The organism is Schaalia sp. (assembly GCF_050312375.1).
GTDB lineage: Bacteria > Actinomycetota > Actinomycetes > Actinomycetales > Actinomycetaceae > Pauljensenia > Pauljensenia hyovaginalis.
The window spans coordinates 1-11,494 of sequence record NZ_JBNOYB010000050.1 but is presented as its reverse complement, the minus strand read 5'-3'; the positions used below and the strand labels follow the sequence as shown (position 1 = coordinate 11,494).

Annotated in this window: 8 protein-coding genes; 7 read left to right on the top strand and 1 reads right to left on the bottom strand. The window is 65.5% G+C overall.

Annotation, left to right across the window (positions count from 1 at the left end):
- Positions 1–1,122: 1,122 nt before the first annotated feature.
- On the top strand, positions 1,123–1,689 hold the full coding sequence (locus tag ACQY7V_RS03960) for a hypothetical protein (protein ID WP_428639005.1): 567 nt from the start codon (positions 1,123–1,125) through the stop codon (positions 1,687–1,689).
- A 117-nt stretch (positions 1,690–1,806) separates the two neighbouring features.
- Positions 1,807–3,903 carry a glycosyltransferase gene (locus ACQY7V_RS03955; protein ID WP_428639003.1) on the top strand — a complete coding sequence of 699 codons (2,097 nt, stop codon included), beginning with the start codon at positions 1,807–1,809 and terminating at the stop codon, positions 3,901–3,903.
- An 81-nt stretch (positions 3,904–3,984) separates the two neighbouring features.
- Here the strand turns inward: ACQY7V_RS03955 and ACQY7V_RS03950 are convergent, their stop codons facing one another.
- A complete protein-coding gene (locus ACQY7V_RS03950; RefSeq protein ID WP_428639001.1) occupies positions 3,985–6,789 on the bottom strand; it encodes a hypothetical protein in 2,805 nt (934 codons plus the stop codon).
- Positions 6,790–6,907: 118 nt separating this feature from the next.
- Here ACQY7V_RS03950 and ACQY7V_RS03945 point away from each other — a divergent pair, with 118 nt between their 5' ends.
- From ACQY7V_RS03945 to rplL, 5 genes are all read left to right on the top strand, one after another.
- On the top strand, positions 6,908–7,444 hold the full coding sequence (locus ACQY7V_RS03945; protein ID WP_303775199.1) for a hypothetical protein: 537 nt from the start codon (positions 6,908–6,910) through the stop codon (positions 7,442–7,444).
- Positions 7,441–9,624, top strand: coding sequence for a glycosyltransferase (locus ACQY7V_RS03940; RefSeq protein ID WP_303778111.1), 2,184 nt, complete (start codon positions 7,441–7,443; stop codon positions 9,622–9,624). Before ACQY7V_RS03945 ends, ACQY7V_RS03940 begins: the two co-directional genes overlap by 4 nt.
- Positions 9,621–10,238, top strand: a complete 618-nt coding sequence (locus ACQY7V_RS03935) for a hypothetical protein (RefSeq protein ID WP_303778112.1) — start codon at positions 9,621–9,623, stop codon at positions 10,236–10,238. The genes ACQY7V_RS03940 and ACQY7V_RS03935 overlap by 4 nt, the downstream gene beginning before the upstream one ends.
- A 256-nt stretch (positions 10,239–10,494) precedes the next feature.
- Positions 10,495–11,016, top strand: coding sequence for a 50S ribosomal protein L10 (gene rplJ / locus ACQY7V_RS03930; protein ID WP_154475144.1), 522 nt, complete (start codon positions 10,495–10,497; stop codon positions 11,014–11,016).
- 96 nt (positions 11,017–11,112) lie between these two features.
- A complete protein-coding gene (gene rplL, locus ACQY7V_RS03925; RefSeq protein ID WP_154475143.1) occupies positions 11,113–11,493 on the top strand; it encodes a 50S ribosomal protein L7/L12 in 381 nt (126 codons plus the stop codon).
- The last annotated feature ends 1 nt before the right edge of the window (position 11,494 follow it).

Below are 11,494 nucleotides of genomic sequence, written 5' to 3'. Positions count from 1 at the left end.
TCTGACTCGATACCCTTTAGAGAGCAAGTGTGGACGTCAGGCAGGAGTTACGGCAGTGGGTTCCGAAGCGCCATCGTTCAGGAGGAGAGGGCGCAAGGTCAAGCGCGCCTTCGGCCCCCTTGTCATCGAAGTGGGGCTGGTCGGCGCCCTCGCACTCGCTGCTGTGGCCTTCGTCGGAGGCTTGCCGACCGGCGCGGATGACCACCGATCACCTGATCGTCAGGTGGCCGCACCGTCCGACGCCGCCCAGTCGGCGGCGGAAAGATCCCGGGTTGCTCGCACAGATCGCGCACAGTCGTCGTCGAACAAGGATCCCGAGTCCGCTCAGTCCGCTACGGATGAGGGGCTTAACGGCGATCATACTTTGGCGACGGATGGAGGAGCAGGGGGCCTGGCTCCCAGTCCGTATCTGCCGGCTTCCAACGGAGGCGGCTATGGGAACACCGGGGCTGGAGGCGCTTCGATCGGCTGGACGCCCTCGTCGGACACGGCTTCTTCTTCGACGAATTCGCCCGCGCCGACTCCGGACCCCTCCGAGTACGCGGACTCGACTCCGGAAACGCCGGCACCTGAACCGACACCGACCTATCCTGACTCCGGCGACGAATCCGGGACGACACCGGATCCGGAGCCCGTCGTTCCGTCCGATCCAGACCCGGGTGCGAACACGGATCCTGCCGGAACCGGCTACTGAGGCTCATGCGAGTTGCATGAGAAGGAGTAGGGCTGCGGGGAGTGGAAACTGCGGAACGATTGCCCCGCAGCCGCCCGTTCCGCTCGCGCGGCAGATGAGTGAGAGGTCTTGTGGAGCAGTTGAAAGGGAAAACATCGGCTAGGACGATGCTCGTCGGACTCCTGCTCCTCTCCGGTCTCGGGCTGGCGATAGTCGCCTCTTTCTATTCAAGAACAGGCGGGCTCATCATTTTCAACCTCCTCCTGTCCGCGGGGATCGTTTTTTGCCTGATCTCAATCCGCCGCCTTCGTTGGGCCCTTTCGACGTGCCGACGGCACCTGCGCGATGCTCAGTATGAAGGGCGATCGCTGAGGAACGAGACGAAAGACCTGCGCCGCCAAATCAACAGCCTGACGGAACGCCTCGGCACCGAGGGGGCGTCATTCAGCGTGAGCGGCGAATCGCGGGCGCAGCACAACCCGGAGAAGGCCGATTCGCGCAGGCCGAAGACATTCATCGGTCGAGCCGCCGCTCTGTCCCCCGAATCGCGCTCACGAGCGGCACTGCTCAATGATCTTCTGAAAGTCGAGGGCCGTTCGAGCCGCTGCGTGTTTCTCGTGGCAGATCCGAGATTCCCGACGCTGGAAGAGAACCTGCGGCGCGAGGGCTTCGAGCCGATTCTCCTGAGACCGACGATGGTCCACATCGCCCTTGATCAGATTGACCCTCATGCGATGATCATCGATCGCAGAGCATTTTCTTCAGGCCCCTGGAGGGGACTGGAGTCCTCAATGGGTTTTCAGCTCCTTGCGGAACTGCTCTCCGGGATCTCACGCCTCCGCAACCAGGGGAAGACGGTGCTCCTCCTCGGAACCCCTCCCATCATTGATGTCAATTCACGGATGATCGAGGAAGCTGTTTCCCTGGTGATCAAGGACATGAGTGCTGTGAACTGGGAAGCCGACGCGCCTGAGCCCGCCCTTTTCGCCGCAATCGGAAGGGGCGCCCAGGAATGACCATCTCAGTGCCTGCGAGGACTTCCCCCTTGAAGGGCAGCTGCGTCCTCTACGGAGACGTCAATCTCAACATCCATCATTGACGGTTCCGCGATCTGGCTCGTTTCAATGGCGCGTGTGCTGAGTACCTGCTTCGAGGACGTGCATCTCCTCCTCAAAGCCCCTCCTGTCACTTCGCGGCTCCTCGAGGAAATCGAGGGAATAGCGAATATTCATGTCACAGGACCTTCCGGCGAGGAGCAGGAGTTCACGCCGCGAGTGTCCGCCCAGAGAATCGCCGGTCTGGTCGCCAAGCATCAACCTCGTGCAGTCATTGCTCGAGGGAGGCGGGTCTGCGCATACCTCGCCAACTCGACCAGGCTGAAAGGGCTGCTCTGGGCTTATATGACCGACGTGCCTCATTCCGTCACGGGAATCGATGACAAGACCCGCGCCGATATTGATCATATTTGCGCGGCCTCATTCCGATTGTTCGCTCAGACCGAAGACGCGCGAGCCTTCCTCGAATCGCAATTCCCCTCTGCGGCGGGGAAGACGCTGCTTCTTCCGCCGATGATTCCTTCAGAAGAATTGGACGCCATTCGGGCTGCTGGCGAGGTCGGTGCGAAAGCGCCTCGTTTCCCGGAGCCCGGAGCTCCGCTCCGTCTCGGCTATGCGGGGAAATTCGCGAAGTCGTGGATGACTCGGGAGATGTGCGAGCTCCCCGGACATGAACCATTCGCGGGAAGGGTGAATCTGGACCTCGTCGGAGATAAGTTCCAGAACGACCCCGGGGACCGGAGGTGGTCGGAGCGGATGCGCGCCGCTGTCGAACTGCCCGGGGTCAACTGGTGCGGCGGCCTGTCCCGGCTGGATTCGATGAGGGTCATCGCCGGGTGCGACTTGGCTCTGAGCTTCCGCGCGGGGGAGATGGATTCCGTCCACGAGCTTTCGACGAAGGTTCTCGAGTATTGCGCCGTCGGTGTGCCCCCGGTGATCAACAAGAACCTTCAGCATGTTGAGCTTTTCGGCGAGGATTACCCCCTGTACGTGAACGACGGCGATTACGAGGATGTGATCCGTCGAGTGCTCGAGGATCCGCTTCTCATCGCCGAGGCGAGAAAGAGGCTGCCGGCGATCGCATCGCGGTTCTCGATCGAAGCCGCTCGTACGCGACTCCGCGAGACCTTCGCTGGAGGGCTGCTGGAGGACATCGATGAATACGCCGACTCTGGCGAGCCGCTGCGGGTTCTCGTCGCCGGTCATGACTTCAAGTTCTGCGGAGAACTCATCGACGGGCTCTCCGTCGCGCGAGGAATCGACCTGAGGATCGACAAGTGGACGGCCCTGGCGGTCCACGATGAGGCGGAGAGTCGGCGCCTGCTCGAATGGGCGGACGTCATCGTGTGCGAATGGTGCGGGCCGAACGCCGTCTGGTACTCCCAGCACAAGCGGCCCCGACAGCGCCTCATTGTGCGTCTGCATCGCTTTGAATTGGGCGCTCCCTGGCTGAAAGACGTCGAATTCGAGAAGGTCGACCGCTTGGTCTGCGTTTCTCAGCACATTGTCGACACGGTGCGCGATTTGCTCCCCGAGATTGCCGATCGCCTGTTCCTGATTCCGAACACGGTCGATTGCTGCGACCTCAATCGTCCGAAGGCGCCTGGATCGCACTTCCACCTTGCGATTATCGGCGTGACGCCAATCCTTAAGAGGCTGGATCGGGCTCTTGATCTCATCGCGGCGCTCGTGCGGCGAGATCGCCGATTCACTCTCCACATCAAAGGCCGCTATCCCTCGGAATATCCTTGGCTGTGGAGGGATGCGGAATATCATGAGTACTTCTCAGACTGTTATCATCGGATCTTCAATGATCCGGAGATTCGCGATCACATCGTTCTCGATTACTTCTCCCCCGATGTGGCGAACTGGCTGAGGGGAATCGGTTGGGTCCTTTCGCCCTCGACGGAGGAGAGCTTCCACCTCGCTCCGGCGGAGGGGATGGCCAGTGGGGCGGTGCCGGTCATCTGGGACCGCCCAGGAGCAGCTGGAACCTTCGGACAGGAGTGGATCGTCGAGGATTCTGCGGACAGGATCGCGGAGTTCATCGGCGGTGTCGCGCGGGACGAACAGAGATTCCATGACTTGCAGGAGAGGGCGGTTGCGGCGATCGCTCGTTATGATCGTGGGAAGATCATTGCGACGTGGTTTTCCCTGATTTTTGCTCGAGTTTGAGCCGATTCTCCGAACCGGGCGTTGAAACGCCCCGCGGAAACAAGGGGATCCGCAATGCTCACCCCGGTTGCAGTTGAGTAATCACTCGGTGAAACGATCGGGGAAAGTCCTTCGGTACCATTGCTCGGCGAAGGGGTCAGGCATCTCGGTCGAGGGGTTGAAAGGCCGCTCCGGGAAATCGAATTCTGAGCTGCCCCGGCGCCACCCGAGGTGAGTCCCCCGAATATGCCGTGCGAGGATTCTCGGTTCGATGTCCTGCTGCGTCAAGGACACCGAGTGGTTGAGCACCTGGGCGTCCTCAGGGATGCGGAGCGGCTGGTAGGCGATCTTCGAGGAGAAGCGCCCGCGCACGGTGTCGAGGTGGAGGTAGTCCGTGCAGCGGCGGATCGACCGATCGGGATCGGCGTCGGCTCGCACGACCGGCGGCGCGTCGCAGACCTCGTAGCGCACGACCCCGGAGGGAGCTTCGTCGAGGTAAGCGCGGATCGGACGCGAGTCCTCGGTCATCGGGATCTCGTCGATGTCGCTCTGATAGACATTGGCCGCTGCCGCGAGGAAGCGCCAGCGCGCATGCTCCCAGGCGATGTACTGCCCGAAGTCTGAGGTCCAGGGCGTCCCGGTCATGCCGAACTTCTGCGGCCAGTCGACGACGAAGCCGATGTCGAGCCCGGGTACGGACTTGAGGACATCGAGGACGTCCTCGAGCCCGTACAGGGTCGAACGATTGTCGTAGACGATGGCAGCGGTGACCTCGTGATTGACGACGAAATTGGTCAGCCAGTCGTGCATGGCCTCCAGGGTGTTGTCCCGGTTGAGGGTGACGGCCGCCGTCCTGCCGGCGAAAAGATCACGGAATCCCCGACCCGGCTGGATCTCCCACTGCACGCGGTCGGCGCTGATGGTGAGCCGGTCGGGCGGAGCGTCCACCGGCAGGCGCAAACGGGAGACCCGGTTGAGCTCCTGCCAGGCGTTCTCGGGGATGCCGAGGGGCTGGCCATCCGCGGAGAGGCGGTAGGAGGAGACGTCCTCCCGGAGATTGAGGCGCGGAGGGCCGATGGCGATGAGTTCGCCTCCGTCGATGAAGACATCGGAGAACAGGGTGAGGCCGTCGTGCCTGGCGAGGTAGTCGGCCGTGATCGCCTCACGCTCAACCGGTGGCGTCCTGAACAGCCCGGAGGACTGGGGGAACTCGACCGCCTTGGGGCGCAGGATGCGGAACACCCCCTCCGCCCTCGGTGCTCCCGGGCGCTGGGCGCTCAGGGCCCTCCGGTCCAGGGCCGCGCGGATGCCGCGCACCCGTTCGCACATGCCGTCGAGCATCTCGGGCAGGGAATCGGGCGAGCAGGGCTCCTCGGCAAGGACGAACTCGCGCGCACCCGAAGCCGGGGAGGATACCGCCCAGGGCGGGGCGTCCGGAGCCGACAGGGCCCGGGACACCGCCCGTGCGCCGAGAGCGCTCGTGGCGGTCAGACTCAGGCGGATCCTCGGGGCCGGCGCGGAGAGCATCTGGAACTGCACCTTGAGCCGGGACCCATCCGGGGTGCTCGTCGAGGTCTCGAGGACGATCGTGCGTCTGCGCCACAGGAACTGCTTGTCCCAGCCGAGCGGCCCGAGCGCGCGCGTGACATATCCCTGGGCGAACTGCAGGGCGTCGAATCGGGGGAGGGCGGCGTCGAGTTGATCCGCCCACAGACCCCGGACGGCGTCCTGGTCGTAGTCTTCCGGGAACGCGGCCCGGAGCCGGTCGATGAGGAGCGGGTCGATCCAGCGCGCCTCCTTAGGTGCGCGCCGCTCGGCTCGGAAAGCAGGGCCCTCCCCGGCCTCGGCGAGCCCGCGAATACGGGCGAAGCGCAAGGCGCGGTCGTGCCGGAGCGCAGTCCCCTCGAGGGCGTTCTCGGTGAAGTAAGCGCCGAGGGGCAGGGCGCTCGGAATGTAGAGGGGGCGCGGTGCAGGGGAGCTCCCGCGGTCGGCGAACCCGAAATCGACGACGCGCACTGGCTGGGCGACGCTCGCCCTCGCGCCCCTCGAGGAGGGGAGGAGGGCCTCTTCGACCTCGTATCCGTCTATCGCGATCGGAATCGGATCGTCGGCCGCCGCTTCGTTGAGGGGCGGGCCCGAGCGGAGGACGTACTCATCGGTGCGGGCGTGCAGGACGCTCGCGGCCAAGGGGAACAATTCGAAGCGCCCGTGCTCGAGGACGCCGGCGGGCGTGTAAAGGTCCTCCCAGGGGGCGCTTCTCGGGCCGAAGGGGAAGTCCCAATCGACGACGATGCACGTCTCGGAGGATCCGAATCCCGCTGCGAGGGCGTCCAGCAGTTCTTCTTGCGAGTAGCCGTCCGTGCGGACGTCGTAAACGACGAGAGCATCAGCGCCTACGGAGCGTCGTTGGAACCGCGCCCAGTCCTCGATCCGAGCCGTGTCCCCGGCGCAATTCCATGTGTAGACCGCGTTCGCGCCCTCGAAAACGGAGGCGATGCTGGGCCTCGGCCGCACCGCGAACTCCTCGGCGCCGATCCGGAGCTCGAGAAGGCCTTCGGCGTTGAGGAGCTCGGGGGACAGGCTCAGGCGCTGCGCCTTGGGGGAGGCCCACGCGGAGGCGATCGAGTCTTGGGCATCGGCGACTTCCCCGTCCGCGGCTCCGGGAGTGATGAGCTCGGCGAGGGGGGAGCGTTCCGGGCCGATGCGCAGCATCTCGGCGAAGTCGAGGAGGGGAGGGCCGAGAAGGTCGATCCGCGAGGCATCCTCGTTCCAGGCGACGTCGTAGAAGACGGTGGAGAAGTCGTATTCCTCTTCGTGGGCGCGAGAAGCGTCTCCGCCGTCGCGCACGGCCCGGCGCAGTGAGTCCCGGCTCGTGACCGGGGTCAGTGGAAGAATGAAGGGACTCATGGCGTTTCGATGCTACGTCGACCGCTCAACGCTGAGCAAGGGCGCGGTGAAGGCCGAGATGGCGAGTCGTGCGGCATAAACTGTGAGGGATGCAGTCGCTTGGAGGACAATGGCTGGGATGGACACGACACCTGCCCCCGCGCCGCACGAGCGGCGGATGAGCTTCGTCTTCGACGTGCCCGCAAGCGCGCGGGAGATCAGCCCGCTCCTCTCACTCTCGCGGCCCTGTGAGGCGCGTCATTACGTGCTCGCCGTCTCCTTCGAGGGGCTCGAGGACCGGGAGGGCGCCCCGGGTCTCGAGTCCTACGTCTGGTCGCCGGGACTGAGGACGAACTACCGCTACACGCGGGGCGCGGGTGAGGAGTCGGGGAGCGAGGAATTCCCGCTGATCCGAGTCGGGGAGGCGTATGCCGGAGATGATGCGCCGAAAGGCCCTCGGCGCTTGCGCATCGATCTCATCGCGTGGAAGGCGGATGCTCCGAATCCCTCCGAAGCCGTCGATTCCCTCGTCCTCCGCTGGCTGAGCCCGTGGGGCGCGCTTTCGATCCTCCCCAACGCCTCCGCGATCGATGATTCCCCCGCCGCCGGGACGGATACGGGGATCGATCCCTCCTTCCCCGGGCTCACCGCATCGGAAGGAGACGCCCTCTCATGACTCTCGTCCGCGAAGACTCCGCCTCCGTCCACATGTCCGTCGTCATCGGTTTCCGCGACTGGGGCCTCCACAGGATCCCGCTCGCCGCCCGCTCCATCGCCGATTCCTTCGGCGACTACCGCGGGGAGATCATCATCTCCGACTACGGCTCGGCGGACCCCGGCCCCGTTCGCGCGATGGCCGAGGAACTCGGGCTCGGCTACGTCTACACCGAATGCACGGGCGAATGGTCGAGGTCACGGGCGCTCAACGCGGGCTTCGCCCGCGCCCGCGGAGAGCTGCTCATCTCGACCGACGTCGACATGCTGTTCTCGCCGACGAGCTTCGCCCGCATCTACGAGATGTCCCAGCAGGACCGCTCCAGCGCCTACTTCCTCCAATGCCGCGATCTTCCGCCCTCGATGAGCGCTGAAGCGATCGCCGAAGGCCCCTTCCCCTCGTGGGAGGAGCTCGAAGCCGCCGCCAGGCTCCGGCCCCGGTGGGGGATGGGAGGAATGATGGCAATCCGCGCCGAGGGCCTGCGCGCCGTCCGCGGCTTCGATGAGCGCCTCCACACCTGGGGCGGGGAGGACATCGACTTCGCTCAGCGGGCGCGCAGAGCCGGGTATCGCACGGTCTGGGTCAACGACCCCCGCGTGCGGATGTACCACATGTGGCATCCGAGCTCACGGGCCATCGCCGAGGACGATCCCGAATCCCGTGCGGTCGTCCGTTTCAACCGCACCGTCGTGCGCTCCGACTCGACGACCCTGCGCAACGTCATGGAGTGGCGGCATCCGCTCCCCGGATGCGCCCCCGCCGTCACAGTCGCCATCGCGACTCGCAATCGAGCCGATATCCTCGGCGAGGCGATCACCAGCGTCCTGGCGCAGACGATGCGCGACCTCGAACTCCTCATCGTCGATGACGGCTCCGAGGACGGCACCGCCGAACTCGTCGCCTCTTTCGCCGATCCCAGGATCCGCTACATCCGTCAAGAGCACTCGGGCGTCGCCGCGGCGAGGAACCGCATCAGCTGTGAGGCCAGGGGCGAGTTCATCGCCGTCCTCGACGACGATGACCTGATGCACCCCAGGCGCCTCGAATGGCAGCTGGGCTCGCTCGTCGAAGGGATCGACGGAGCCGTCGGCTCCTTCGTCAACTTCAATGACCGGAGCGGGGCGTATCGGCTGATGTTCAGCCAGCAGCCCTCCCAGCACCAGCTCTTCTACTCCCGATCCGTCGCGGCGCACGGGACATGGTTGATCCGGACATCGCTCATGCGGGCGGTCCCGTACAACGAGGCCCTCAAGGCGGGGATCGATCACGATCTCTTCGCCCGCCTTGTTCGTCTCGGTGCCCGTTTCGTCCACATCGGCAGGCCGATCCTCCTGCGGCGCATGCATGAGCAGCAGATCACCTCGGGGCGCGCCGAGGAGCAGGAGAGGGCCGCACGCAGGTCCTGGAGCTTCTACCGGCGCATGATCGATGAACGCGGCAGGGCCCACCTCGAGGACACGAAGCCCGCCACCTTCTACGTCCCCGTCGAGAAGCAGGGCTACGAGGACGAACTGCTCGCATACCTTCCCGACTCTCTCGTGCGTCGGACGGTTCGGGCCTCCGGAGGTCCAAGGCTCCTCGAGGCCGTGGAGGAGGGCCTCCGGGAGGAGGCGTTCGAGGGAGCCGTGCGGCTCGTGCGCATCGACGTTCCGGGGGCGGCCGATGCCGAGTGCATCGTCGAAGTGAGGGGAGCGACATGGTCGGACATCATGCTGCTCACCAGCGCGAGCGCGCAGATCGGGGCCGTCCTGACGGGCCTGCGCGCCCAGGAGGGCGGAGCCCGTCTTGAAGCCGGCACGATCGCGGGCGAACCCGCCGCCCTGCCCAGGATCGTCGACGATCCTGGCGGGTCCGATGACCTCGATCTCCTCCTCGACGAGTTCACGCGGCGCTTCACGAGGGTCCGCGGCTTCGAGGTCTACCGCCTCGACGGTGAGCAGTACCGGCGCTGGTCCGAAGCGCTCGTTGCGGCGCGGGCGAGGGCCGTGTTCCTCGTCAGTGACACGCAGTGCCTCTGCGCCCTCGCCTCGGATGCCGAGCTCGATGAGGAGTGGCGTTGCGGCGCCGTTCCGTGGCTGACTTCAGGGGCATCGCGGCTCTTCGCCTCGGGTGGAGCGAGCGAATCGAATGGGGGCGAATGATGAAGATCGAGATCCACAGGCACCGGTACGCGCCCTTCGCCATGCACTGCATGCGCGAGGAGTACGACGCATTCCCGCCCGTTGATGCGCTGCTCGTCGATGCGGTCCCCGAGACCCTGTCGCCCGACCGCCTTGCGATCGCCGCCTTCCTCGCTTTCGGACGATGGGCGAGCGGGGATTTCATCCTGCCGGAGAAGCTCAGCCCGGCTGCGGCTGAAGCCATCGAAATGGCGGCGCATCCGGTGAGGGTCCGGCCTCAACCGGTCGAGTACTACCCGAAGGCGATCCCTCTCGGTTCGACCACGGCGCCCCTGAGCTTCGCTCCTGAGCACTGGCCCGGCGGGGCCTCCCTCTGCGTGCTGCCCGCCGACTTCTTCAACGGTGCGATCATCACGAGCAGGGGCATCGCCGTTGCGAGCAACGCCTTCCTCCTCGATGCGGCAGAGCCCTCGACTTCGTCGATTCGCGCGCGTCTGGCGGTCGCCGTCCTCTTCGCGGAGGACTTCGACATCGCTGCGCTGCGAATCCCCGCCGCGCATGCGCCGGATTCCGCTGGGCTCGTTGAGCTCAAGGGGCTGCTCTCCGCCTGCGGGCTCGGGCTCGAACTCGAGTGAGGGCCGGAGCTGCGCAGCGGGTGCTTCGCGGTGCCGTGCCCTAGCCCACACGGTGCGGACTCGCGCTGGCCTGCTCCTCGCTGCTAGCCTGGGTGGGCCGAAGACCGTCGGACGCTCGGGCGACCGGGCAGAAGTGCGAGAGCAGCCGACGCAGGTGAGTGAGTCACTTCTGTGACGTACGGACGTTCGCGCCCGGCACGATCCTGCGTGCCGGGCTTTTTCATTGTTCGATGGCCAACTATCTGGAAGGAGGACCATGGCGAGGTCTGACAAGGTGGCCGCCGTCGCCGAACTCGTGGAACGTTTCCGCGCGTCCGACGCCGTCCTGCTCACCGAATATCGCGGCCTGACCGTCGGCCAGCTCAAGCAGCTGCGTCGCGGGCTGGGCGAGAACGCGAACTACGCCGTGGTGAAGAACACGCTGGCGCGGCTGGCGGCCCGGGAAGTCGGTCTCGACTTCCTCGCCGAAGACCTCAAGGGTCCGACCGCCATCGCCTTCGTCTCCGGCGAGCCCGTCGAGGCCGCCAAGACGCTGCGTGATTTCGCCAAGGAGAACCCTCAGCTCGTGCTCAAGTCGGGTGCGATGGACGGCGCTCCGCTGTCCGCTGAGGCCGTCAAGAAGCTTGCGGATCTGGAGTCCCGCGAGGTGCTGCTGGCCAAGGCCGCTGGCGCCCTCAAGGCGAAGATCTCGCAGGCGGCGTACGCATTCAACGCTCTGCCCTCCAAGGCGGTGCGCACCATCGATGCTCTGCGCGAGAAGCAGGGCGAAGCGGCCTGACGCGACAGGCCCCGCGCTCTCGGTCGCGTGACCGTTCGGCGCGGAATTCAACAATATTCTGCTCGCGAAGCAGGCCAATCAGGAAGGATGCCACTCATGGCTAAGCTCTCCAACGACGAGCTCATCGCTGCGTTCAAGGAAATGACCCTCATCGAGCTCTCCGACTTCGTCAAGCTCTTCGAGGAGACCTTCGACGTCACCGCCGCCGCTCCGGCTGCTGTGGCCGTTGCCGCTGCTCCGGCTGAGGCCGAGGCCGCTGAGGAGAAGGACGAGTTCGAGGTCGTCCTCGAGTCCGCCGGTGACAAGAAGATCGCCGTCGTCAAGGCTGTCAAGAACCTCACGGGTCTTGGCCTCAAGGAGGCCAAGGATCTCGTCGACGGCGCGCCCTCGACCATCTTCGAGAACGCCAAGAAGGAAGACGCCGAGAAGGCCAAGGCTGAGATCGAAGAGGCCGGCGGCACCGTCACCCTCAAGTGAT